Here is a 23,756-nt window from a genome sequence, read left to right on the forward strand (position 1 = left end):
TTTGTATCGTCAAGCGATCTTTGGCCGGTCGCCAGTGTTTCGCTTGCTACATGCAGTCGTCTGGTTGGGTTGAGCGTTGATATCTGATGTGAAAAGTTGCCCTGAGAGGGATGGCGGGAGAGCTTATGAGATCCACGATGGTTGCGCTGACCGTAAGCCTACTGGGAGCGTTCCCGGCGGCTGCGCAGACTGCCCAGCGATTCGACTTGCGGTGCGAAGGCACGCGCAGCGAGGAGCTAAACGGCCCTGAGGCGCCCTACAGCTACGGCTTCAGAGTCGATCTTGATGCTGGCAAGTGGTGTTGGGCGCACTGCGAACGGATCTTCGACCTCAAAGAGGTCAATCCGGATCGCTTGGTCTTCGATGAGAAAAGTTCTGAGACGCGAAGGGAGCGTCAGTCCGTCTGGCACGACGTATCGAGAACCACGGGGGCTCATAAGCTGCTGTCGATCACGATCAGCATCGTGCCGCGATACTACAAGGTGGAAGGTACCTGCCGGCCAGCGCCCTTCAGTGGATTTCCGACGGCAATGTTCTGATCAGAAGCGGCGCATTGAAGTTACGACCAGGGCACGAATGCGCACCTCGTACTCTTCATCGTCGTTCGCCACGCCGTCGTTCAGTCGCAGCGGTTCTTGATAGCGGGGATTGGTGGATCTTGGCGACAGGACGAAGCCGGAGGGCGTCATCTCGATCTGCTTGAGCGTCAGTTCGCGCTCGCGGCCGGCATTTCGAAGCCGCTCAACTTCTACAACGTCCCCGTGTCGGGGGTAGTAAGAGATATCGATGGCGTCCACGCAGTGGACGAAGTCGCCGTTGTAGATGCCGAGCAGGTTCATGGAGTCGCCCGCGACTTCCGAAATCCACTGGTTGGCAAATGGGTAGCGGCCGTCGCGCGCGGCAGGGAACGTGCGCGGAAACTCCTGGATCGTGTCATCGGCCAGAAGCCAAGCCCCTGCCTGGATGCGGTCGCGGATCGGCAACTCGGTGCGCTCCCCGCCGCGGAATGGGTCGCCGGCCAAGCGCGCTGCAACGGGTGCGCGCCCCGCGATGCGGTCACGTTCCGCGTGGAGATCGGCGAGGTTGGCGTTCACCGCTGAGGCCAATCGGAACTGCACGCCCGGTTTGAAAATTGTCGGAGCTTTACCGATCTCGTAAACACGCCAGGCCTCGCCTGAGCCTAATCCCATGGCGCTGGCGGCTTCGGCTTGTGACATGCCCGCCCGTTGACGTAGGGCTCGGAGCGCCTCGCCCAAGGCCTTAGCCTCTGCATCATCGTCAGGCGCAGCAAGGGTTTCTTCCATCATAAACGGAAGTTGCCCACGGCTCGCGGTGTATGCGACGGCTAACATCATTGTGCAGTTGACAAGAAAACTCTTGCCTTGTCCAGCAAATCACTTGCGATTTGCCGGCGTCTTTGGATTAGGACGCCGCTATGGGCCATACCCCCGACCCCATTTTGAAGCCGAAACTCGCTGGCTGGATGTTCGCTCGGAGCATCTCGGTCGCATCAGCCGCGACCGCTCTGGGCTGCTCCCGGCAGACTGTGCGCAATATATCGCGGCCTTTCGGTGATGCGGGCCGCACGGTTCCTCACGAAGCGCTTCTGGCGCGCATCGTGGAGTGGACCAACGGAGAGGTGACGGCGGCTGACTTTTATCCGCCGCACCTCAACCGTCTTCTGCCCCAAGAGGCCCGCCCATGAGCCGGTTCGGAAATCAGCGCGGCGGGACGGGCGCCGTTCGTTATCAGGCCGGAATCCGGGGCCCCGAACTGATCGAGGCGGCGGGCCTGAGCGAGGGCCACGCCGTGGCCGACGGAGCGGCCGCGCTTTATAGCGACTATCAGCGCTGGTCAGGCCGAGGGGCTGAGCCAGCGTGTGACCTTTATGAGGGATCGTTTTGTCGCTGTGCTTTTCAGCGTCAACTGAAGGCGTACGCGCGTCAGTTGATGGGGGCTGGTGACGCGGAAGCGGGTCATGACGTCCTGGGCACGGTGGACCCGCTGGCGGGTGTAGATGGGTCGCCAGAGCATATCCGACGCCTGGCGCGAGGGTGCGCCCTGCTGCAGGGTCTCGTTTGGGGCGATCACCGCGTCGCGGGGTGCCAGCAGGCGGGCCTCGATCTGGAGGCCCTCAGCCACGCTGGGGCCGCGCCAGATGACCTCGACAACGAAAACCTCGCCGTCGCCCCGGCAGGCGAGCTGAAGAAGCGCCAGCCGGGCCGTCCGTTGGGCGCGATGGGCCACCCAGAGCTGCCAGAAGACGCCGAGAGCGCCGAGGGCGGCCACGACCTGAAGCGCCCACTTCACAACCTCGTCCATCGTCTTCTCTCCTGTGCGTGGAACCGCAGAGAGAAGGCCGAGTCGGGGGCGAGGGAAACCTCGCCCCCGACGAAGCCCGAGGGCCAGCCATGAGCCGCTTCGGCAATCTGCGCGGCGGCCCCGATGGCCGTATGACAGCCGACGACGAGGCCTGCTGGAACGAGCTGATCGCCCAGGCCGAAGGGGCGGCGGATGCGGCGCCGAGCAAGCCGACAAGCGCGCTGGCGCGGGTGGCTGACGCAGCCCGCAACGCCTGCGCGCCGGGCGTGGTGACCAAATCAAACCCCTGCGTGCAGCTGTCGCGCCTGTCGCGGCGGTACTGCGCCGAGACGACGGCGGGGCGGCGCGAGCTGCAGGGCGCGCTGAAGGCGGCCGCCCAGGCGGCGCGCGAGGCGCTGGCCGGACATCAGGGCGCGGCGGCGCGCCGCGAGCGTAAGGATATCGACGGATGAGCGGGGCTGGGCAGGCCGTGCAGCTGACGGCGGCGCACGTGGCGGTGGCGATCGTCGCGGCGGCGGGACAGGTCGGGATCGACGCGGCGCAGGTGTTCGCGCCCGGCCGCGGGCACAAGAAGGCGCGGATGATGGCGGCGGCCGGCTGTTGCGCCCGACTGGGCTGCAGCAAGGCCGCCGCAGCGCGCCTGTTCCGGCTGGAGGCGCAGAGGCTGGCGCCGACCATGCTGGCCAAGGCCGGGATCACCCTGGATCACATGCTGACGGTCGCGGAGGCCCTGCAGGGCGCGGGCCTGACGGCCGGGCATCAGGCGAGCCCGCCGCGCCCTCTTTCGCCGGCGGCGGAGGCGAGCGCGCCTGCGCGTAAGTCCGAGCGGGCGGCGGCGGCGCGCAAGCCTGGCCGGGACGGTCGGTCGACAGATGACGCGGCGGCTGGCGGGCGGCGACGCCGGCAGCCGCCGAAGGCGGCGAGCGCAGCTCGAAACGCCAAGGCCGCCGCGCAGCCGCAGCGATCGGCCGCGCCCGCCGCGGCGGCGCGGCCGATGGCGCACGGCGTGCGTCGGCTGAGGCCGATGACCGCAAAGAAGTTGCGGTTCGCCCGCTGGTTTGTTGCGGCCGGCTGGGACGTCGAGGAGGTCGCGGACCTGTTCGACGTCCACGACGACGCCATGGCGGACGCGCTCGAGTTCGGAGTGGCGGCATGAGCCGTGTCGAGGTCATAGGCCCGGCAACGCTGTACCTGGGCGACTGCTATGAGCTTCTGCCGACGTTGGGGGACCAGGACGCCGGGGTGTTCGATCCGCCCTATGCTTTCAGCACTGCTGGCGGCGGGCGGTTTCGCAAGGCGCGGCCGAACATGGATGAGATCGCCGCCGGCGGTCTGGACCGCGGATTCGACGACGTCATCTGTTCGCCGGCGCAGTTCCGGTCCATCGCGGTTTTCTGTCACAACGATCAGCTGCCGCAGCTTCTGCCGCGTTTGGCTGCCCGTTTCTACCGGACGGTCGTCTGCGCTTGGCACAAAACCAACGCCCTGCGGTGGCCAACAAGCACTATCGGCCCGACACCGAGTTCTGGATTCACGCCTGGCTGTCGGGCGCTCACCCGATCGGGACGCTGGCCGACAAGGCTCGCTGGATCTTGAGCGAGAACGGGCGCTTCACCGGCGTCGATCACCCGACCGTCAAGCCTGAGGCGGTGATGGACAAGGTCTTGGCGACAATCAACGCCGCGCGGATCTGCGACCCGTTCATGGGCAGCGGTTCAACCGGCGTGGCGGCCGTCAAACGCGGCCTGATCTTCACCGGCATCGAGCTGGACGGCAAACATTTCGACACGGCTTGCCGGCGGATCGAACAGGCTGTGCGCGCGGCAGAGGGCGTCAGCATATGAGCGACGACCTGTTCGAACGGGCCTTCGCGGCGGCGGACATTGAGGCGGTGGCCGGGGTGAAGCTGTTCCGCGCTGGCCGGCAGATGCGCGGCGAGTGTCCGCTGTGCGGCGCGTCCAAAGGCAAGAAGGCCGGCGGGGCGTTCTCGGTCGAGCCGCGTTCGAAGGTGTTCAAATGCTTCGCCTGCAACGAGGGCGGCGACGTCATCAAGCTGGAGCATCTGCTGCACGGGACCGGCGCGGAGGGCCTGCGCGATGCGGCAGCGCGGTTGGCGGGCGAGAACTTTGTCCCGGCGCAGGGGTTCGCCCAGGCCAAGCCGGAGCGGCCCCGGCGGGCTGTTCGCCCTCAGCCGGACATTGAGGCCGATGAACGGTGGAAGGCCGAACTGGCTGCGCGGCTGTGGCGGGAAGCCAAGCCTGCCCGAGGCACCCTGGTCGAGACCTATCTGCGGGCCCGCGGGATCACCGGGCGCGTGCTTGATCTGGCCCTGGGCCTGCTGCGTTTTCATCCGCGCGCCTATCACTCGGGCCGACTGGATCGGCCGCGCACCGCCGGGGCCATGATCGGTCTGGTGATGGTCATCGGGCCAGCCGGGACGGCCATGCCGACCGGGGGCGTGCATGTCACCTATCTGTCGGCCGACGGGCGAGGAAAAGCCGAGCTGGAGCCCGCGAAGCGCATGTGGGGCCCGCAGGGCTGGACCCGCGCCGACGGCGTGACGCGGCCGGGGGGGTGTGGCTGACGCCCCCGACGGGAGAGGGCCCGTTGATCGTGGCGGAAGGGATCGAATCGTCGCTGTCGGCGGCGATCCTGGCCGGTGAGCCGTGCCGGGCGGCGGCGGCGCTGAGCCTCGGCGCCCTGCAGGGCGGCTGGGCGAGCGATCGGTTCGGTCGGGTCAACCCGGACGCCCCGGCGGGCGATCCGGAAAAGCCGGCGTTCACCTGGACTGAGCCGGCGTGCGCGCCCTGGGGCGAGGTGCGGATCTGCATCGACCGGGACATGAGCGAGATCCGCGTCAAGGCGCGCAAGGCGACCGGCGGGACGTGGAAGCGGCCGCTGGACGCGGAAACGCGGGCGCGGATCTGCGCGGGTCTGGCCGAACAGGCGTGGCGGAAGGCCGGGGCGCACGCCGTGCGCATCTGGGCCCCCGCGCCGGGCCGGGATTTCAATGATGAGCTGCGGGCGCGACTTGCGGCCAGGGGGCTGTGTTGAGTTTCGATTTTGCATCTGCGGCCGGCGTCGAGGAACTGGCCAACTATGAGCTGAGCGACTTGGGGAACGCCAAGCGCTTCATCAGGATGGCCGGCGGCGTGTTCGACGAATGGGGCGATCCGGACCTGTCGGCCTGCACGGTGCTGTATCTGCGCCGGCGCGGGTGGATCGCCTTTTACAAGGGCGCCTTCAACCTCGATCGGGGCGAGGACCTGGCCCACCGTCACGCCACCCGGGTCGTGGCCGGCCTGGTCGAGCAGATGCAGCTGAGAGCCGCGCAGGCGGAGGAGCAGGGGTTCTCAGCGAAGTATTGTCAGTCCCTGAGGGACTTCGCCGTCAGCAGCGGCAACAGCGGCAAGCTGGCCGGCATGATGAATGTGGCGGCGCCCTATCTGACGGTCGATATCGAGGAGTTCGACCGGGATCCGTTCGCGCTGAACTGCCGCAATGGGGTGGTGCGCTGGCGGCGCCAGGCCGATGGGGCGCCGGTCATCGAGTTTCAGCCGGGACATGATCCGCGGGACCGGTTCACGCGCATGACCGCCTGTGACTATCGCCCGGAAGCGGCGGCGCCTCTGTTCCGCGGGGTGGTGGATTTCAGTCTGCCGAACGAAGAGGATCGGACCTATGTCCACAAGGCCCTGGGCTATGCGGCGACCGGGAGCACGGAGGAGCAGAAGTTCTTCGTGTTTCAGGGCAAGGGCGGCGACGGCAAGTCGACCATCGTCAACGCCGTGCGCGACACCCTGGGCAGCTATTCCACGGTGGCCGCGATCGAGACATTCCTCGACACCGGCGTGAAACGCGGGAGCGAAGCCAGTCCGGATATCGCGGCGCTGGCGGGCGACACGCGCATGATCTCGGCCGGGGAGCCGCCGTCAGGGTCGAAGCTGGCCACGGGGGCGATCAAGCAGTTCACCGGCGGCGGCAGGATCAAGGCGCGCGAGCTGCGCCAGGGGCTGTTTGAGTTCGACCCCCTGGGCAAGCCCTTCATCGAGTGCAACCGGCGGCCGACGATCAACGACACGGACGACGGCATCTGGCGACGGCTGAAGATCGTGCCCTTCCGCGTCCAGGTGCCCCCCGAGGAACGCGACGGCGCGCTGCCGCGCAAACTGAAAGCGGAGGCCGAAGGCATTCTGGCGTGGATCGTCGAGGGCACGCGGATCTGGATGGCCGAGGGCTTGAAAGATCCCGCATCCGTCGCGGAGGCGCTGGAGGACTACCGCAAGGGGTCTAACCCGTTCGTGCAATGGCTGGACGCGCGGACAGAGCGCGATCCCGACAGCCGGGTCGAGGCCAGCTCGCTCTATCGCGATTACAAGTCGTGGATGGAGGATCAGGGCCACGACAAGCCGATGTCGCAGAAGTCGTTCGGGGCGGCCCTGGGCGACCTGCAGATCCTCACCGCCGGGATGAACGCCAATGGGCGGGTCACCCGCAGAGGGCTGAAGCTCAAGGGGCAGTTCATCCCCTCGCGCGCGGTTGACGATGAGTCCGGCGCCGGCGGCTCGGAGGGGGATGCTGCGTTCCTCGAGCCCAACTGGGACGGCCAATGACAGACGATCACAGAGGAACAGACCATCGGCGGGGCGGAGAACTGAGAGGCGGCGGGCCGTGCAGAGGGTTGTCGGTCTGTAGCGCGGCGCAAGGCCTGTCAGCCAAGGTGCTGAAAAGGCGAGCGTTACAGACCTTACAGACGAAACAGACGGTCGAGGCGGGTTCGGCCTCATAAGCGCGCGGCGCGCGGGCGGAGCGGGTGCGGATGCGCAGGCGATCGTCCGTCTGTGGTGTGCGGTGCGGATGGTGCGGTGCGTTTAGGTGTGGATGAGATGACCTTCATCGAAAGAGAAAATAACGAGAGCTTGGCGATGCACCTGCATCGCAACGCTGACGCCCTGGGGGTCTCGCCCCAGCAGCGCCGGGCGCTGAGAGAAGCTGCGGCCCTTAGCCTGGGCGATAGCCGTCAACGGGCCCAGGCGGGCCGCATGGCGGAGCGCGTGCGAAACGAACTGGCCGCCGATCTGGAAGCGGTGCTCGCCGCTGCCCGGGCGCGGCGCGAGGCGGTCACGGATGCGCGTCGCTCCAAGGCCAAGCGCGTGGTCGACCGGGACGGGCTGGCTCAGATGTTCGAGCGGGGGCAGATCAGCGAGGCGCAGTTCAACGTCGGCTTGCTCTATCGCCGATTGCTGGAGGCCACGGAGGCCGAGGTGTTGGGCTCGCAGCTGGGCCGCGTGGGCGAGACCCGCATCCCGGCCAAGTCCACGGATGGGGCATGCGCTCAAGGCTTGCTGCGCGCCTACGCCGGCGTACGGGTGCGCGACGTCGAGGAGAGCGTTCGGGCGGCCGATCCGTCTGGCTTGAGCCTGGTGGTGTTGCGCGCCATCGCCGGCGAGGGCCGAACGCTCCGGTCACTGGCGACGGGCGGCAACGGGTATGCGCTGCGGCTCAAGGCCATCCGTCTCGGCCTCGATACGGCGGCCAAGCGACTGACCGCAACGTCGGGTCGAGCGGGCGCTTCACTGTGGGGCTTGCGAATCACGGCACGTTAGTTCACGCATTTAGTCATCGCTTGAAGTTGCGTCTGAAGCCCGCCCAGCCATCCCGGCCGAGGCGGGTTTTTCATTGGCGCATCAATGACTTAGGGCGACAGCGGGTCCCTTCTGGCCGGGGTAGCCCCTATGCGGTGGGGCTGAGCGCAACTTCGCGTTAGCTGCAGCATTCGAAACATTCTGAAGTCGGTGAACTCCATGACGCTGCTCATGAAGTCCGAGTTTGCCAAGCGCCATGGCGTGGGTGCCTCGGCTGTTTCCAACTGGGCCCGGAAGGGGCTGCTGGTCTTCGGTGAAGATCCGATGCGCCCTGGCAAGCAACTGGTCGACGCCGAGAAGTCTGATCTGCTGGTTCGAGGCTCGATCGATCAGACGCGGGGCCGGCCTCGTTCAGCTGAGGCGGCCTTAGTAGAGGCGGGCGAGGCGCCGGCTACAGCGCCGGCCCGCGCGGCGACGATGACCGGCGCCGAGGCGGTGCGGATGGAAGAGGCGCGCGAGCGCATCATCGGCCGCCGGATCGATAACGAGAAGGCGCTCGGCAACCTGGTCTCGCTGGGCGAGGTCGAGCGGCGGACGGCGGAGCGCGGGCGGATGATCCGGGAGCGCGTCCAGGCCACCGTGCGCAATCTGGCCGAACGGCTCGCGGCCGAGACGGACCCGCGCACGATCACGTCGCTGCTAAGCGCCGAGCTAGACGCCGTGTTCGCCCGGCTGGCGGATGACATTGAGAGCGAGGCCAGCGCCGAGGCGCAGGCTGATGTTGCCTTGGCCGGTCTGGACGAGGAGGCGGACGAAGAAGCGGAGGCAGCATGAACGCCGCCGTGAGATTTGATGGTTATGCGGGCGCGATCCTGGCGGCGAACGCCGTGCGCGTGGATCGATCGCTGGCTCAGGGCCTGAGGCCGCCGCCGCGCATCAGCGTGTCGGACTGGTCCGCCCAGCACAGGCACTTCTCGGACGACAGCCCGGTGCCTGGGCCGTTCCGGAATGAGAAGGCGCCCTATCTGGTCGAACCAATGGACCGGCTGTCGCCGCATGATCCATGCAGCGAGGTGACGATCATCAAATGTGCCCAGTCGGGTGGGTCGGTCACGGGCGAGAACTGGATCGGCTACATCGCCGACGTGGCCCCGGGTCCGATGATGTATGTCGGTCCCACCATCTCCGCCGCGAAGGACTGGTTGGCCGAAAAGTTCTGGCCAATGGTCGAGGCCTCGCCCCGGCTCAGCCCGGACCGTCGCGACGGCGTGGTGATGCCGAAGCGCTCGCGCGACGGCCAGGGCACGACGGCGCTGCGGGTTCGGTTCCGCAAGGGCGGCTGGATGCTGATCGCCGGGGCCAACTCTGCCGCCACGCTGCGCCAGCACTCGATCCGGTACGTGATCGAGGACGATCTGGATCAGTTTCCCGACGACCTGGACAACCAGGGCTCGCCGGAAAGCATGATCACCGCGCGACTGACGGTCTTCACCCGGCAAGGCATCGCCAAGCGATTGAAGATCTCGACGCCGACGAACAAGGGCGCGTCCAAGAGCGAGCGGGCCTACGGCGAAAGCGACCAGCGTCGTTACTACCTGAAGTGCCAACACTGCGGCGACCGCTTCGACCTGGTGTTTGCAGATCTTAAATGGCCTGACGGGGAACCGGCCAAGGCGCATCTGGAGGCGCCCTGCTGCGGCGTCGTGATCCAGCACTGGGAAAAGGAGGCGATGTCCCTGCCGGACGGCTGGCTGCCCACGGTCGAGATCGACGGGCAGCGGCCGGCGCGGGTGCTGAGCGAAGAGGACTTCCAGCGGCTGCGCGGCCGCGACGTTCAGGGCCGCAACCCGGGCTACTGCATCACAGGGATCATCTCGGCCTTCCTGACATGGGCGGATTTGTGCGCCGGGTTCGTGGCGGCGCAGGGCGACGTGAACCGGCTGCGCAGCTGGACGAACCTGATGCTGGGCGAGAGCTTCGTCCTGAAGGGCGATGCGCCGCCGGCGGAATCGCTGGCCGTTCTGCGCGAACAGGAGTGGGGCAAGGGGCAAGTGCCCTGGGGTCCGCTGGTCTTCACTCTGGGCTGCGACGTCCAGGGCGACGGGATTTATCTAGAGGCGCTCGGTTGGGCGGCGGGGCTGGAGAACTGGAGCCTCGATCACCGCTTCCTTCCGGGCACCACAGACGTTCCGGGACAGGGCGCCTGGGCGTTGCTGGAAGCATATGCACAGCAGACGTTCACTCTGCCGGGCGGGAAATCTTTCGGCTTCGACATGATCTGCGTCGACGCCGGCTACAACACCGACTCCACCAAGGCCTTCTGTCGCCGCTCGCCGAAGCGCATTCCGGTCTACGGCCGGCCCGGCTGGACCCTGCCGATCCTCGGCCGCGGTCAACCGATCCATTTTCACCCCGGCAAAGGACAGAAGGCGCGGCGCCGCAAGGTTGCGGGCGAAGAGGCGCACCTGGTGGGCACCTATGGGGCCAAGCTCAGCTGGTTCGGTTTCCTGCGCGCGTCGATCGAGCAGGCCGAGGCCGAGCAGCGGGGCGAGCGTCCGGAGGCGATCAAGGGGCGGGTCCACTTCGGCCGAGACGCCACCGACGACTATTTCGATCAGCTGACCAGCGAGAGCGTGGTCGTGAAGATGAAGTCGGGTCAGCCGACCCGAGTGTGGGAAGTCGAGAGCGGCCGCCAGAACCACTGGCTCGACTGCCGCATCTATAATCGCGCCGCCGCCGAGGCGATGGCGCTGGACCTCAAATCGGACGCGGACTGGCTGGCCCTGGCGGCCTTCCGAAACGCGTCCCCCGACCCGGCTCAGGGCGATCTGATCGCCCTGGCCAATCGCCCCGTTCCCGCCGCGTCGTCGTCGCCCGAGGGCGAGAGGCCGCCGGAACCGTCGGCGCTCGCGGCCGCCAGCGCGAGCGCCGACGCGCCTGGCCGAAGCCCGGCGGCCGGTGACGACGACTGGATCGACGACAACGCAGGATGGCTCGACTGATGTCGCAAGAAATGGAGGCGAAGGTCGCCGCCCTCGAGGCCGCGCTCGGCTCGGGAGAACTGACGGTGGAATCGCAGGGCGATCGGGTCACCTATCGCTCGATCAAGGACCTGCGCGAGGCCCTCGCCTACTTCACCGAAAAGCTGGCGGCGTCGCAGCGCGCCGCTGGCAGGGGCGACGGCTTCGGCTTCTCCGCCCCCAGCTTCACGAGGGACTGACGATGGCGCAAAGCACGGTCGATTTTGCGGCCCAGGCCAGCCGTTTCATCGACGGGCTGATCGAGCCGTTCGCGCCGGAGCGGGTCCGTCGCCGTATGGCCGAGCGACTGGCCCTGGCGGAAATGCGTCAGTACGACGCGGCCGCGCGCGGGCGGCGCACCGACGGCTGGAAGCGCACCGGCGGCAGCGCCGATCGGGAGATCCGCGGAGCGCTGCCGCGCTTGCGCAACGGCGCCCGGGAGCTGGTGCGCAACAACAAATACGCGGCGTCCGCCGTGCGCCAGATCGCGGCGAATGTCGTCGGCGACGGCATCACGGCGCGGATGACGCACAAGAACAAGGCCGTCGCCAGGAAGGCTCAGGAGGAATGGGATCGGACGGCGGAGAGCCGGCTCGACGGACGCGAAGATCACTACGGGCAGCAGAAGATGCTGATCCGCGCTGTGGTCGAAGGCGGCGAAGGGCTGGCGATCTGGAACCCGGATGATCGAGGGCCCGACGGCCGTTGTTTCGTAGTGGAAGGGGACCTTCTGGACCACACCAAGGAGGTCGAACGTCTGCCGAACGGCGGGTGCATAGTGCAGGGCGTCGAATACGACGCTGCGGGTTTTCGTTGCGCCTTCTGGCTGTTCGACAAGCATCCGGGCGACGGTCGCGGTTACGTCGGACAGAGCCGGCGCTTCGATGCCCGCCATGTGGACCACGTCTTCGAGGCCCTTCGCCCGGGGCAGACGCGAGGCGTCAGCTGGTTCGCGCCGGTGGCGATGGATCTGCGAGACGGCGGGGACTACGAGGACGCCATCCTGATGAAACGCAAGGTCGAGGCCTGCCTCGCCCTGGTGCTGACGCCGCCGGACAGCGGAGGCCCGAGCAGTCCGTTTGATGAGGTCCGAGCCGAAGGCGCGGCCGGGGCCGAAGGCGGCCGGGGGCGGGGGACCGACCGCATCCGGCCAGGCATGGTGTTTCGCGCCCGCCCCGGCGAGACCGCCACCTCGCTCAATCCGTCGTCGGGAGGCGACGGCGTTGATTTCATGCGGATGAAGTTGAAGGGCGTGGCGGCCAATCTGGTGCCCTACTTCCTGATGACGGGCGATGCTTCGCAGGCCAACTATTCGAGCCAGCGGGCGCAGATGCTCGGCTTCTGGGCGAACCTGGACGACTGGCAGCAGAACATGATGGTTCCGCATTTCTGCCAGCCGGCGGTGATGCGGTGCATGCGGAGGCTGGCGATGAAGACCGGCGACGCGCGTTATCTGGACGTGAAGCCCCAGTTCGCCATGCCGGTCCGTCGTCTTCTGGATCCGACCAAGGATCTGCTGGCCATGGAAATGGAACTGCGGCTGGGCTCGCTCAGCTATCCAGACATGCTTTCGGCCCGCGGCCTGGACCCGGACCAGCATTTGAAGGCCATGGCCGAGTTCAACGATCTGGTCGACCGGCTCGGGCTCGTCCTGGACGGCGATCCTCGCAAGACCGCGCGCTCCGGCGCGCTGCAGCCTCCGGCAGGGTTCGCCCGGCCCCGCGACGACAGCGAAGACTGAAGGAAAAAATCATGATCCGCTCTGCCCAGCGGGCGCAGGATGCTGCGCTCGACGCCGAACGTCGCGCCCCGCCCTCGGGCGAGAACAGCCAGGGCACGCGCGCCCTGGTGTTCAACGCGGCCAGTTACGACGCCGCCGCCCGCACAGTTGAGGCCGTCCTGTCGGCCGGGTCGCCGGTGCGGCGCTGGAGTTTCACTGAGGAGCTGGAGATCAGCGACCAGGCCATCGACCTGGGCCGGGTGACGGCGGGCATCTGCCGTCTGCTGGACTCGCACAATCAGTGGGAGATGGATGCGGTTCTGGGGTCCGTGACCTCGGCCCGTATCGAGAATGGTCGACTGATCGGCGTCTTCACCTTCGCCGACACCGACCGCGGTCGCACCGCCGAAGGCATGGTGTCGCGCGGGGAACTGACCGGTGTTTCCATCGGCTACCGCGTCACCCAGTGGGTGGCGGTGACCGTGGATGACAAAGGGCATGAAACCTGGCGCGCCACGCGCTGGGAGCTGCTCGAGGCGAGCCTTGTCGCCGTACCCGCAGATGCGAGCGCCGGGGTGCGCTCTGCGGTTTCTTCTCCCGGCGCTGACGGCGCTAACGCCACCCCTCAAGAGGACGATGATATGATCCGCTCCCGCCTGCCGGGCAGCGCCGCTGCCGCTGCGCTCGCTCCCGAAACCGATACCGGGGCCAGGGCCGCCCCGACCAACCCGACTGAAGCGAACGCGGCCGCCCCGACGGCGGCGGCGGAAAGCCGGGCGGACCCGGCGCCGGCCCCGGCCAACCCGACCGAAGCGAACGCCGTGCGCTTCTCGGCCGCAGAGGCCATCGACTTCGCCGCCATGGGCCGCTCGTTCGGGCTGGAGGAAAGCCAGATCCGCACCTGGGCCGAAACCATGACGCCCGACGCCGCCCGCCGGGCCATGCTGGAGGCCGCAGGCGCCCAGCAACGCGGCGAAGCGCCGGTGACGCCGGCGATGTCGGCGGCGCGGGTCAGCCGCGACCAGCGCGACACGCAGCGAGCCGCCATGGCGAACGCCCTGCAGCATCGGTTCAACCCGGACGGCGTGGAGCTGGAAGACAGCGCTCGCGAGTATCGCGGCATGAGCCTGCTGGAGATGGCGCGGGCCAACCTGGAGGCGAACGGCGAGAGGGTGCGCGGCCTCAGCCGTCGCGAACTGGCTGACATGGCGCTGAGCCGTCAGCACACGACGTCGGATTTCCCGAACGTCCTGTCGAACGTCACGCGGGCCACCCTGCGCGCCGGCTACACCGAGGCGGGTCAGACCTTCAAACGCTGGCAGCGGCGTGCCACGGTGCAGGACTTCCGTCAGGTGTCGCGCCTGCAGCTGGGCGCCGCTCCGAACTTCCTGCTGGTGCCGGAAGGCGGCGAGTTCAAGATGGGCACGATCGGCGACGGCAAGGAGGTCTACGCCCTGGCCACGTACGGCCGGAAGTTCGCCATCACCCGTCAGACCCTCATCAACGACGACGTGGACGCCTTCACCCGCATTCCGAGCCTGATGGGCGCCGCGGCGGCCCGCTTCGAGTCGGACGCGGCCTATGCGCCGCTGATCGCCAATCCGAACATGTCGGACGGCGTCGCCCTGTTCCACGGCGATCACGGCAACCTCGGCGTCGGGGCCGCCATCAGCGAGGAATCGCTGGAGGCAGCGGAAATCGCCATGGGCGCTCAGAAGGGGCTTCAGGGCGAGGTTCTGAACCTGGAGCCGAAGTATCTGATCGTCGCCCGCAAGGACCGCGTCAGGGCCGCCAAGCTGCTGAAGGCCATCCAGGCGACCGCGACCTCGGACGTGAACGTCTATGCGGGGGCGTTCGAACTGATCGTGGAGTCGCGCCTCAACCGCGCGGCGGGCGCGACGCCCTGGTTCATGGCCGCCGACTCCGGTGTGATCGATACGATCGAGTACGCCTATCTCGAGGGCGAAGACGGCGTCTTCTTGGATGAGCGGGAAGGCTTCGACGTCGACGGCATCGAATACAAGGCGCGCCTCGACTTCGGGGTGAAGGCGATCGACTTCCGCGGCCTTTACCAGAACCCCGGCCAGTAACCTCCGACGACCGGCAAACTCGCGAAGGGCCGCTCCAGAGATGGGCGGCCCTTGGCCTTTCTCGCTTCCAGCAGAGGACCTGCACTATGAAGACCAAGATCCAGAGCGGCGAAGTCATCGATTTCACCGCGCCGTCGGGCGGCACCACCTCGGGCGTCGGCGTGCTGTTCGGCACGCTGTTCCTGATCGCCGCCACCTCCAACGCCGCCGGCGACACGGTGGCGGGCCATGCGGAGGGCGTGTTCGATCACGCCGCTGAAGGGGCCGGATCCGGCCAGGCCTGGGCGGTGGGCGACGACGTCTATTTCGACGCCGCCGCCAAGCGCCTGACCAAGACGTCGGCGGGCAACACCAAGGTGGGCAAGGCCGTGGCCGCAAAAGCCACGGCGGCCACCGTCGGCCGCTTCCGTCTCCAGCAGCCGGCCTAGGCCGGCGCTGGTCCCCTCGCTCCCTGTTCAAAGGACAGACCGATGACGATCAAAAATCCGCAAACGACGGCCTCCGGGCAGGCCTCCCCGACTCCTGCCCCGCAAACGTCGGACCAGACCCCTCCCGCGGCCGCCTCGATCGAGGGCGGGGCTCCGCCGATCGGCAATGCGCCGGACGCCAATCCCAACCCGCCGTCCAGCCCGGAGGCGGCCGTCAAGACCGGGAAGAAGACGTTCTGCGTGTGGGTCCAGCCGGGTCACGATGCGCTCGGCGTCGGCCAGATCTTCACCACGCCGCCGGCCAAGGCCGAGATGTTGCGCGGGGCCGGCCGGGCCCGCTTCGCGTCCGAGGCCGAGATCAAGGCCGCCAAAAAGGGCGACGTCTCCGTCGACCATTTCGAGAGCGTCTGAGCCAATGTCCTTTCCCCAGGTGCGCGAGAATCTCCAGGCGGCGATCTTCGCGCGCCTGGGGGAGGACGCCTTCTATGACGACCGTCCCGAGCCTGTGCGGGTGCGGCTGGCCGAGGGCGACGAGACGGCCGGCTTCGGCGACGGCGGCCGTCTCATCTTCGGGGCGATGACCATGCGCGTGCGGCGCAGCGAGGTGTCGTCACCTGCCGAGGGTAAGGGTTTCCGGCTGACGAATGGGCGGCGGTTCACGATCTTCGCGGACCCGCTGCTGGATCGCAACGGCGTGTGGCTCTGCCCGGTGACGGAGACGATCGAATGACCCTGCATCGCCACGCCGTAGCCGATGCGCTGGAGGCGCTTCTCAAGCGGGTCTTCCCAAACGCCGAGGTCAAGCGCGACGCCGAAGCCCCGTCGCGCCCGCCCGCCGGAGGCCTGGTGATCCTTCGCGACAGCGACCCCGGCGAGCCCGAGGTGACCCTGTCGCCGCTTTCCTACAGTTACAACCACGCCTTCGGCGTTGAGATCGTCTCTCCGAGCGCGACCGGAAGCCATGGGTTGGGCGATATGCTGGCCGAGCTGGGCGAAGTCATCGAGGGCGCGCGCGATCTGGGCGGCCTGACCGAGTGGCTGGAGGCGACCGCGCCGGATCTTGATGATCTGGCCGCAGCCGGAGCGCCCAGCGTCGCGACCGCGATGTTCGACCTGATCGCGACCTACACGATTCCTTCCCCCTTGCACTGACGCCCGACCCATCGGTTCGGCATTAACGGAGAACTGACATGGCACGCGCACGCGGCGCCAACGCCCGCATGGCATTGGCGATTGAACAGACTTTCGGCTTCGCTCCAGCCGCCGGCTTTGGCCTGATGGCTTTCGTCTCGGCGTCGCTGGGCGAGGAGCAGCCGCTGATCGACGGCGAGTTGCTGGGCCGCGGGCGCGAGCCGAGCGAACCCGGGCGGGACGCGGTGACGAATACGGGCGACGCCGTCGTGCCGATGTGTGCGCGTCAGATCGGCGTGTGGCTGCGGTTGCTGCTGGGCGCGCCGACGAGCGCGGTGGGCAAGGCGGCGCGCGGCGCCATCACCTTCGCCGCCCAACCGGCGAACAATGGGACCATTGGGGTAGGGGGCCAGACGTTCACCTTCGTCACCGGAACGCCGACGGCCAATCAGATCCAGATCGGCGCGACCCTGCCGGCGACGGTGGCGAACGCCGTGCGCGTCCTGAACGCCAGCGCGGCGACCGGCGTTCAGGCCGCCAGCTATCGGCAGAACGATCGCGGCAACGCCATCCTGATCCAGCACGACGCCCTGGGCGTGGCAGGCAATGCGTTTGCGCTCGAGGCCAGCACCACGCCGGCTTCCAACGCGAGCGTCTCGGGCGCGACGTTGACTGGCGGGGCTGCGTCCGGCGGTTATCGCCACACCTTCACCAGCGGAGCGGCTGTCCTGCCCTCGGCCTCGATCGAGATCCAGCACCCCGAGGTTCCGGCGTTCAACATGAACTACGGCGTGAAGGCCAACACCCTGGGCGTTCAGATGCAGCGGGGCGGAAACCTGACGGCGACGCTGGGCCTGATCGCCCAAGGCGAATCCGTAGACACGGCGTCAGCGGCGGGCGCCGTGGCGGCGGAAATGGCGGTCGCCCGGTTCTCGCAGTTCTCGGGATCGGTGCTGCGCCATGGCGTGCCGATCGCGGACCTGGTCAGCGGCCAGTTCAACCTGTCGAACGGGCTGGACCCCGTGCCCGCCATCCGCAGCGACGGTCGGGTCAGCGGGATCGATGAGGGCGCCCTGGCGCTGACCGGGCAGATCGGCGTGCGCTACAGCGGGCCCGAACTGCAGCTGCAGGCGGAGAACGGCGAGGCCAGCGATCTGGAGTACCTTTGGACCTTGCCGGGCACCGACTTCTCGCTGCGCCTGGTGCTGCACCGGGTCTTCCTGCCGAAGGCGAAGCGGCCGGTCACGGGCCCGGGCGGGATCCAGGCGGACTATGGCTATCAGGCCGCCGTGGACCCGACGCTCGGCCGTGCGCTGACCGTCATCCTGGACAACGACGTGGCCGGTTCGGCCTACGGCGCAGCCTGAGCGGAGATCTGACCCATGCTTCAGCTGAAGATCGCCGCCCAGCCGGAATGGCTGGAGCCGGCGCACGGCGTGCGCGTGTGCATGCTGCCGCCCTCGACCCCCGTCATCCTGGAGGCGCGCCATATCAGCGCCGACCTGATGCGGGCCCAAGGCGTCGAATGGAACGAGGAGGGCCTCAGTCACCTGGGGCAGGGGCTGTTCGTCATGACGGCGGCCTATGTCGCGGCCGGGGCGGTCGAGTGGGAGGGCGTGGCGGACGAAACCGGCGCGCCGATCAAGACGCTGACGCCGGAACAGGTGCTGGCGCTGCTGGCGCAGCGGCCGAATATCTTCGACTTCTTCGACAAGGGGTATGCGGCAGAGGTCTACGCCCTGAACTCGGAAAAAAACGGATCGTCTCCCTCGCCGAGTGGCAGTTCGGAGAGGGAGGCGGATCCTACTGCCGGGACAGTTGCCGACGACAATACTGCGGCGGCGACGGCGAGCCCTGTCCCTTTGACAAGCACGCGCCGCAAACCGCGCAGGGGCGGCGCGTCTGGGACGTCTTCGACGCCTGCGCCGGCCAGCTGAGGTCAAGCGGATTCGGCGCCTTCGCTCTGGACTATGCCGCCGTCGTCGCCTTCGCCCAACTGGGCGGGCCGATGGACGCGGCGACCCGGTTGCTGATGTCCGAGGCCCTGCCTCTGGTCGAGGGGCAGATCGTCAAGGGGCTGCGGCGGGAGGATGACGCATGAGGATCAGAACGAGCATCAGCGCCGATGGCCTGGCGGCCGAGATCGAGAAGGAGCTGGCACGGGACATCACCGCCAGCATTCGCGAGGGAACGGATCTACTGAAGGGGCGGCTGCGGGCCGACACCCAGTCGGCCTTCAAGGGTAACCGATTGCCGAAAGCCTGGCGGGGCAACGTCTACCCAAAAGGACAGGACAGCATCGACGCCGCCGGTTTTGTCGCGGTGCGAAAAAAGGCGGCCGAAATCATCGAGACGGCGATCGAGGCGACCGTCATTCGGGCCAAAGGCGGGCGCTGGCTGGCGATTCCGACCGAGGCGGCCGGCAAGTTCGGCCTAAAGCGCGGGGCCAACGGCATGGGCGCCACGGTCAACAAGCGCGGCGCGCGCGAGCGGATCACGCCCGGCGGCTTTGAGCGCCGCACCGGCATGAAGCTTCGCTTCGTCTATGAGGGCGGCAAGAAGGGAGGGCGTCGCGCCTTCCTGGTCGCCGATCAGGCCATGCTGGGCGCAGGACGTGTGGCCAGGCCCTATCAGTCCCGGGGGCGGGGCTCGAGGCTTTACGGCCCGGCCGGCCAGACCATCGTGGTCTTCATCCTGGTCCCGCAGATCGTCACACGAAAACGACTGGACCTAGACGCCATCGCCAATGAGGTCGGGGCCAGGACCGCCGGACTGATCGTCCGCAAGAGGAGCAGCTGAAATGACCACCAAACAAATCGCTCTCCGCATCGAGGCACAGGGCGGTCAGGACGCCGTGCGCATCGCGCAGACGGTGGAGAACGCGGTCGAGCGCATGAACAAGAGCGCCGAGTCCGGCTCCGACAAAGCTGCTGTCGCCAAGAAGCGTGAGGTGCAGGCCTTGCTCGACTACGCAGCGGCTGCGCGTAATGCGGAGCGGGCCGCGAATGATCAGGCATCGTCGGTGCAGGCCCGTATCAACGCCGCTACCGGCGTGACGGGCGGGACCAATGCCCGCGCATCCGCAGCCGCACGCACCTTCGAGGCGGCGGAACGGGGATATGATCGCCGGGCCCAGGTGCTGCTGGAAACGCTTAACCCGCTGTGGGCGGCGCAGCAGAAGCTCAATCAGGAACTGGCCGAGTACGACGCGCTGGCCAAGCGCGGGAAAATCTCCACGGAGCAGATGGCCCAGGCGCAGACCCTGGCCCGGCAGCGCTTCAACGAGACGACGGCGGCGCTGGAGCGGCAGGGCAAGGGGCTGAGCCGCAACGTCATGGCGTCGCGCCTGAACCTGACGCGTCAGGGGGCGGACGTGTTCACCACGGCCGCCATGGGGATGAACCCGGCCATGATCGCGATCCAGCAGGGGCCGCAGATCCTGGACGCCTGGTCGACCTCGGCCATCAAGCTGACAGGGCCGTTGACGCTGCTGGTCGGCAGCGTCGGTCTGCTGGCCGGCGCCACCGGCGCCATGGCTGTGGCTTGGGCCCAGGCGGAGAAATCGACGGCGGCGCTGGACAGGGCCGCGACGGGTCTTGGGCGGACGGCCAAGATGTCCGGCGCCGAGCTGAAGGCCGCCGCTGACGCGGGGGCTGAAGCTGGCAACATCTCCTTGAAGTCCGCCCGCGACATGGCCTCGGCCTATGTCTCGACGGGTAAGATCGGCGGGGAGGTAATGAGCGGCTTGGTCGCTATCACCAAGGATTTCGCCGCCTTCATGGGGGTCGACGCGAAGTCTGCGACCGAGATGCTGGCCAAGGCGATGTCGGAGCCGGACAAGGCTGCACGCGATTTTACGCGTCAGTTCGGCCTGCTGGACCAGAAGACGCTGGATCACATCGACAGCCTGATCAAACTGGGCGATCGCACGGCGGCCCAGAAGGTTTTGATGGAAGCGCTGACCGGCGCGATGAGCGGCCACGCCGACAAGGTCGACGACCTGAGCAGCTTCTGGGATGTCGCGACCCGCAGCATGTCCAACTACTGGACCAAGCTGGGCGAGTGGTTGCAGACGACGCGCGACGAGCGGATTGAGAATCTGGAGCTGCGTCGGGATTTGGCGGCGACCCCGTTCGCGCGCCGGCAGGCGGAGACGAAGCTTTTTACGGAGACCTTCCTTCGCGACTGGGAGAACCGCGAGCGCGAGACCGCCGCAAACTCTGCCGCCGCCAACCAGACGGCGCAGGAGGCCAAGGACCGCGCCGACGCCGGCAAGAAGGATCGCGACAAGGCCGCGCGCGATGCCGAGCGGGCGCGGCGCGAGGCCGAGCGTCAGGCGCGCGAGCTGCTGCAACGAGCGCGGCGCGAGGAGGATGTCAGCGCCAATCTGTCGCTGCAGGAGGCGAAGGCGACCAATGATTTCGATCGTGTACGGTCACTGGAAGCTGAAGTACGGGTTCGGGCCCGCGTTCGGCAGCTGGAGGATGACGGGGTCGCGGCCGCCGAGGCCAAGAGCCGTGCGATGCAGGAGGAGCAGCGCATCCTAGAGGCGATGAAGGTTCAGCGCGACGAAGAAGGGCTGAAGCTGCAGCGTCAGGGGGAGATGGACGTTATGCGCTTGCTCGGGGAGGAGAGGTCCCTGCGCAACCTTCAGGACCGCATCGCGCAGGAGGAAAGAGTTCAGGCCTTCCAGAAGGCTGGCTACGATCTGTTAACGGCCACCAACTTGGCAGAGGCGGAGCGCAACCGGCTGGTTGAGGCCCGCACGGTCGCGATGAAGCGGGCGCTCCAGGATGCCAAGACTGAACACCGTCTCAACCTGTTGCGATTGTCCGGCGACGATGAGGAATACCGCCGCCTGAGCGTTGCAGACCGCGTGCAGCGCCGCGCGGGCGAGATTGAGCAACGCGGCGGCCTGAATCGCGGCGAGGCCCAGAAGCAGGCCGAGCAGGAGATCAAGGAAGAGCTGGACGCGACTGCCCTGGGCGCGCGCCGGGCGTGGATGCGCGACATGCTGTCGGACATCCGCAGCGGCGGCATCGGCGACGCCCTGGCCGGGCAGCTTGAGCGCGCCACGGACAAGTGGGCCGACAAGCTGGCGGACATGCTCGCCGGCCTGGACTGGGGCGGGGCGCTGAAAGCTATGTTCGGCGGCGGGGGCGGGATGTCCGGCGCCCTGGGCGCGCTGTTCTCGGGCGGCGAAGGTCACGCGGCCGGCACAGACTTCTCGCCCGGCGGCTGGAAGTGGGTCGGGGAGCGCGGGCCCGAGCTGCTGAACCTGCCGCGCGGCTCGCGCGTGCTGGAGCATAACCGGGCCCTGCAGGCGGCCGCCGGCGGCGGCGCAATGAACGTCAGCCTCGGCGGCCTGACCATCAAGAACTACGGCTCTGAGCCGATGACCGGCCGCCTGTCGAAGGCGCCCGGCGGCGGCATGGAGCTGGAGCTTGAGCCTCTGTTCAAGAACGAGCTGGCCAAGGCGGGGCGGGACGGCTCCCTGGCGCGGTCCCTGAACGCCTCGCCGCGGCCGCGCCGTCGATAGGAGCATCATGAACCGGCTGACGAATGCGGGAGCGCTGGATGGGGCGAGCGGCTGGACGCGGTTTCCGGCCGGGCTCAACCTCCGAGTCGACGAGGCCGACCGGGGCGCGCCCGGCCGCATCGTGCTGAAGGCCGACGGGGCGTCGGCGGCACCCGGGCAGGCCTTCGGCGTGGCCACGGCGGCGAATGCGGCGGCGGACATCCGTGATGCGCCCGTGGTCGAGGTGTCGGCCGCCGCGGCCGCTTTCATCAACGGCGCGGCCGTCGCGCCCTTCGTGCGGGTCCGCTTTGTGGATGAGGCGGGCGACACCGTCATGTCCTATGACTTGCAGGTCCGCCGGCCGGTGCTAGAGCGGTGGGGCGTGGCCAGAGAAGGCCTGCGCGACACCTATTTCACCGCCTGGGCCCGTCTGCCGCGGCCCACCCTGGCGGTCGCAGCCATCCTGGAGGCGGGCGCCGTGGCGCAGGCCGCGGGGCAGCACGTCGAGGCCGTGCTGTTGAAGCCGATGGTGGCGGTGCCGCCTGCGGGCCTGTCGCATCCCCTTCTCTGGTCGCCGGGGCTGCACAGCGCGCCGGACCTGCAGCGCGCGGCCTGGCCCGGTTGGCTGCGCGAGATCGAGGTCGGCGCCACCTTTGAGCCCAAGGCCGGCCGCATCGAGTTCGACGCCGGGCCGGGACGGCCGATGAGCCGCCCGATCGCCTCTGATCCTGCGCGGAAGTTGGCGGGGCGCATTCGCGGCGACGTGGTGCAGCGCGCCGCGCTGGAGGCTTTCGCTGCTGGAGCCAACGGGTTCTGGATGGTCGAGCCGGGCAGCGAACGACTGTGCGTGGCCAGCTGGGCCGCAGACGGCGCCCCGCGCCTGTCCGAAACGCGCGGCGCGCTGCACCTGATGGATTTCACGCTGTGGCTGGAGACCGCCTGATGACGGAGGTGACCGAGGCCCTGGTCGAGGCCGCATTCCGGGGCGAGCCTGATGCTGCGGCGCAGCTGGTGACGATCTACAGCGACGCCTTGGACGAGCCTATCGCGGTAACGGACTGGCCCGGCGGACTGCGCTCCAACGGCGTCGATCACGTCCACTACCCGTTTCAACTGAAATGGGCGGGGGCGAGCCAGGACAACCCGTTCGGACAAGGGCGGCTGACGATCGCGAATGTCGATCAGAGGATCGAGGAAGCGTGCGACGCGGCGCAGGATCCGCCGCGGATTGACCTGGCCGTGGTTCGCGTCGCGGAGCCTGATGTCCTGGAGCGCGCACTGATGGACGCGCGCGTCTCTGCGACCGAAGGCGACGAGACGAAGGCCACGGCGGTGATCCAGCCGAGGAGCTTCACCGAAGAACCCGCCTGCGCCGTCAGCTATACGCCAGCGACCGCGCCAGGCCAGTTCTGATGACGCTTATGCTGGTACCGGGCAATCTGATCGCGCGGGCGTCGGTGCTGATCGGCGCGCCGTTTCAGGCCAAGGGCGATACGCCCGAGGGGTGGGATTGCCGTGGCCTGACCCGCTGGTGCCTGCGCACCTTCAGCGGGATCGAGGTTCCCGACTATCTGGAACTGTATGACGCGGCGATCGTCAGCCCGGCCGGGGGTCAAGCGCGGGCCCGGCTTCTGGCGCAGGGCCTGGCGTCGTGGCGGATGGTGGAGCCCCAGGCTGGCGTGGTCGCCTGGCTGACCTGGATGGGGAAGGCCGGCCACGTCGGCTACATGCTGACGCCGCGCCTGGTGCTGCACGCCGACAGCCCGATGGGGACGACCCTGTTGGATCTGGATGCGCCGCGAAGCCGGTACGGCCTGAAGGCGGCCTTCGTTCCCGCCTTCGTCACGGACATCGTCACGGCGCTCTAGCCGCGCCGGAGTTTCTGAGCCGCCTGCGCTCAAAAAGGTTCGCCTTTTCGACCCGACGCAGGCCGCGCACGCCG

The 23,756-nt window shown here is 68.1% G+C and carries 26 protein-coding genes; 24 read left to right on the forward strand and 2 right to left on the reverse strand.

Annotated elements, in window-relative coordinates:
• Positions 1 to 137 precede the first annotated feature (137 nt).
• Positions 138 to 539 (forward strand): hypothetical protein, encoded by a 402-nt coding sequence (locus FGL25_RS00430; RefSeq protein WP_138140626.1) that lies wholly within the window; start codon positions 138 to 140, stop codon positions 537 to 539.
• Here FGL25_RS00430 and FGL25_RS00435 read toward each other — a convergent pair whose 3' ends face one another.
• Both FGL25_RS00435 and FGL25_RS00440 read right to left on the reverse strand, forming a co-directional pair.
• Positions 540 to 1,307 carry a LexA family protein gene (locus FGL25_RS00435; protein WP_167493262.1) on the reverse strand — a complete coding sequence of 256 codons (768 nt, stop codon included), beginning with the start codon at positions 1,305 to 1,307 and terminating at the stop codon, positions 540 to 542.
• 547 nt (positions 1,308 to 1,854) lie between these two features.
• Positions 1,855 to 2,322 (reverse strand): hypothetical protein, encoded by a 468-nt coding sequence (locus FGL25_RS00440; RefSeq protein WP_138140628.1) that lies wholly within the window; start codon positions 2,320 to 2,322, stop codon positions 1,855 to 1,857.
• Between the two features lie 89 nt (positions 2,323 to 2,411).
• Between FGL25_RS00440 and FGL25_RS16740 the strand changes: the two genes are divergently transcribed.
• From FGL25_RS16740 to FGL25_RS00545, 23 genes are all read left to right on the forward strand, one after another.
• Positions 2,412 to 2,774, forward strand: coding sequence for a hypothetical protein (locus FGL25_RS16740; protein WP_167493263.1), 363 nt, complete (start codon positions 2,412 to 2,414; stop codon positions 2,772 to 2,774).
• Positions 2,771 to 3,478, forward strand: coding sequence for a hypothetical protein (locus tag FGL25_RS16745; RefSeq protein WP_167493264.1), 708 nt, complete (start codon positions 2,771 to 2,773; stop codon positions 3,476 to 3,478). Before FGL25_RS16740 ends, FGL25_RS16745 begins: the two co-directional genes overlap by 4 nt.
• A 334-nt stretch (positions 3,479 to 3,812) precedes the next feature.
• The gene (locus FGL25_RS16925; protein WP_197733783.1) at positions 3,813 to 4,166 is read left to right on the forward strand and encodes a DNA methyltransferase; all 354 of its coding nucleotides are present in this window, start codon (positions 3,813 to 3,815) and stop codon (positions 4,164 to 4,166) included.
• Complete coding sequence (locus FGL25_RS00450) at positions 4,163 to 4,906, forward strand: DUF7146 domain-containing protein (protein WP_138140629.1); 744 nt, start codon at positions 4,163 to 4,165, stop codon at positions 4,904 to 4,906. The genes FGL25_RS16925 and FGL25_RS00450 overlap by 4 nt, the downstream gene beginning before the upstream one ends.
• Before the next feature lie 23 nt (positions 4,907 to 4,929).
• Complete coding sequence (locus FGL25_RS00455; RefSeq protein ID WP_138140630.1) at positions 4,930 to 5,376, forward strand: hypothetical protein; 447 nt, start codon at positions 4,930 to 4,932, stop codon at positions 5,374 to 5,376.
• Positions 5,373 to 6,935, forward strand: a complete 1,563-nt coding sequence (locus tag FGL25_RS00460; protein ID WP_138140631.1) for a DNA primase family protein — start codon at positions 5,373 to 5,375, stop codon at positions 6,933 to 6,935. The genes FGL25_RS00455 and FGL25_RS00460 overlap by 4 nt, the downstream gene beginning before the upstream one ends.
• Before the next feature lie 312 nt (positions 6,936 to 7,247).
• Positions 7,248 to 7,928, forward strand: a complete 681-nt coding sequence (locus tag FGL25_RS00465; protein ID WP_167493265.1) for a hypothetical protein — start codon at positions 7,248 to 7,250, stop codon at positions 7,926 to 7,928.
• A gap of 198 nt (positions 7,929 to 8,126) precedes the next feature.
• A complete protein-coding gene (locus FGL25_RS00470) occupies positions 8,127 to 8,741 on the forward strand; it encodes a hypothetical protein (RefSeq protein WP_138140633.1) in 615 nt (204 codons plus the stop codon).
• On the forward strand, positions 8,738 to 10,909 hold the full coding sequence (locus FGL25_RS00475) for a phage terminase large subunit family protein (protein WP_138140634.1): 2,172 nt from the start codon (positions 8,738 to 8,740) through the stop codon (positions 10,907 to 10,909). Before FGL25_RS00470 ends, FGL25_RS00475 begins: the two co-directional genes overlap by 4 nt.
• A complete protein-coding gene (locus FGL25_RS00480) occupies positions 10,909 to 11,127 on the forward strand; it encodes a phage head-tail joining protein (RefSeq protein ID WP_138140635.1) in 219 nt (72 codons plus the stop codon). The genes FGL25_RS00475 and FGL25_RS00480 overlap by 1 nt, the downstream gene beginning before the upstream one ends.
• A gap of 2 nt (positions 11,128 to 11,129) precedes the next feature.
• A complete protein-coding gene (locus FGL25_RS00485; RefSeq protein ID WP_138140636.1) occupies positions 11,130 to 12,668 on the forward strand; it encodes a phage portal protein in 1,539 nt (512 codons plus the stop codon).
• 11 nt (positions 12,669 to 12,679) lie between these two features.
• Positions 12,680 to 14,737, forward strand: a complete 2,058-nt coding sequence (locus tag FGL25_RS00490) for a prohead protease/major capsid protein fusion protein (RefSeq protein ID WP_138140637.1) — start codon at positions 12,680 to 12,682, stop codon at positions 14,735 to 14,737.
• An 86-nt stretch (positions 14,738 to 14,823) separates the two neighbouring features.
• A complete protein-coding gene (locus FGL25_RS00495; protein WP_138140638.1) occupies positions 14,824 to 15,165 on the forward strand; it encodes a DUF2190 family protein in 342 nt (113 codons plus the stop codon).
• 42 nt (positions 15,166 to 15,207) lie between these two features.
• A complete protein-coding gene (locus FGL25_RS00500; protein WP_138140639.1) occupies positions 15,208 to 15,576 on the forward strand; it encodes a hypothetical protein in 369 nt (122 codons plus the stop codon).
• 4 nt (positions 15,577 to 15,580) lie between these two features.
• Positions 15,581 to 15,895 (forward strand): head-tail joining protein, encoded by a 315-nt coding sequence (locus tag FGL25_RS00505; protein WP_138140640.1) that lies wholly within the window; start codon positions 15,581 to 15,583, stop codon positions 15,893 to 15,895.
• Positions 15,892 to 16,317: a hypothetical protein gene (locus tag FGL25_RS00510; protein ID WP_138140641.1), complete on the forward strand. Its 426-nt coding sequence runs from the start codon at positions 15,892 to 15,894 to the stop codon at positions 16,315 to 16,317. Before FGL25_RS00505 ends, FGL25_RS00510 begins: the two co-directional genes overlap by 4 nt.
• A gap of 38 nt (positions 16,318 to 16,355) precedes the next feature.
• The gene (locus tag FGL25_RS00515) at positions 16,356 to 17,663 is read left to right on the forward strand and encodes a phage tail tube protein (protein ID WP_138140642.1); all 1,308 of its coding nucleotides are present in this window, start codon (positions 16,356 to 16,358) and stop codon (positions 17,661 to 17,663) included.
• Positions 17,664 to 17,678: 15 nt separating this feature from the next.
• Complete coding sequence (locus FGL25_RS00520; RefSeq protein ID WP_138140643.1) at positions 17,679 to 18,233, forward strand: hypothetical protein; 555 nt, start codon at positions 17,679 to 17,681, stop codon at positions 18,231 to 18,233.
• Between the two features lie 160 nt (positions 18,234 to 18,393).
• Entirely contained in the window at positions 18,394 to 19,095 is a 702-nt protein-coding gene (locus tag FGL25_RS00525; protein WP_197733784.1) for a DUF6441 family protein, read from the forward strand.
• A 1-nt stretch (position 19,096) separates the two neighbouring features.
• The gene (locus tag FGL25_RS00530) at positions 19,097 to 21,835 is read left to right on the forward strand and encodes a phage tail length tape measure family protein (RefSeq protein WP_138140644.1); all 2,739 of its coding nucleotides are present in this window, start codon (positions 19,097 to 19,099) and stop codon (positions 21,833 to 21,835) included.
• 7 nt (positions 21,836 to 21,842) lie between these two features.
• Entirely contained in the window at positions 21,843 to 22,757 is a 915-nt protein-coding gene (locus tag FGL25_RS00535; RefSeq protein ID WP_138140645.1) for a hypothetical protein, read from the forward strand.
• 8 nt (positions 22,758 to 22,765) lie between these two features.
• Positions 22,766 to 23,227, forward strand: coding sequence for a hypothetical protein (locus FGL25_RS00540; RefSeq protein ID WP_138140646.1), 462 nt, complete (start codon positions 22,766 to 22,768; stop codon positions 23,225 to 23,227).
• On the forward strand, positions 23,227 to 23,682 hold the full coding sequence (locus FGL25_RS00545; RefSeq protein ID WP_138140647.1) for a C40 family peptidase: 456 nt from the start codon (positions 23,227 to 23,229) through the stop codon (positions 23,680 to 23,682). The genes FGL25_RS00540 and FGL25_RS00545 overlap by 1 nt, the downstream gene beginning before the upstream one ends.
• Positions 23,683 to 23,756: the final 74 nt, after the last annotated feature.

It is taken from the genome of Brevundimonas vancanneytii, assembly GCF_901421975.1.
Classification (GTDB): Bacteria; Pseudomonadota; Alphaproteobacteria; order Caulobacterales; family Caulobacteraceae; genus Brevundimonas; species Brevundimonas diminuta.